1 pseudogene is annotated in these 614 nt (G+C 42.7%); it reads right to left on the reverse strand.

Annotation, left to right across the window (positions count from 1 at the left end):
• Nucleotides 1-614 (reverse strand): annotated as a pseudogene (locus tag GJU43_RS22935) (hypothetical protein); the annotation flags it as partial.

The raw sequence follows: 614 nt of genomic DNA on the forward strand, positions 1-614 counted from the left end.
TCAAAAACATTGATTAAGGTTTTTGGCGTATTCGAACTAATGGTTGACGGAACGGTATCTAAATTCGCTACCAAAACCCCTGCTGTAACTACAACTGTTGAAGTTGCCGTATCACAGTTGCCCGGATTATTAATTTCACAAATGGTATATTCTAAATTGTAACTTCCTGCCGGTGTATTCGCTCCAACTGTTACAGTACCGTCGGTATTGATGGTCAGTCCTGCCGGTATTGGAGTGGTTACCGTTAGTTTTACCTCTCCCGCATTGGTTCCGATTACGGCTTGTGCTCCGTTTACGGTATCACCTGCAATTAAGGAAACTGTTGTGGTTCCGCCTGCATTTCCGTTTATGGATCCTAGATTGTCCGCAACGGCGTCGATTCCCGGTGCTGTGATTGTTACTTTTACCTGGTTTGAACTGCAGTTGGTTGGGTTTAACAACTCACAGATTTCATACGTCAGTTCATAAGTTCCTGCCGGAGCGTTAGCGCCTAATATGGCGTTTCCATTTACATCTAACGTCAAATATCCTTTTGGATCGGCTGTAGTTACTGTCAGTTTTACTTCTGATGGAATTAATGCTGCTCCGTTTTTAGTATCATTTTCAAAAACATT

It is taken from the genome of Flavobacterium sp. LC2016-23, assembly GCF_009674775.1.
Lineage (GTDB): Bacteria > Bacteroidota > Bacteroidia > Flavobacteriales > Flavobacteriaceae > Flavobacterium.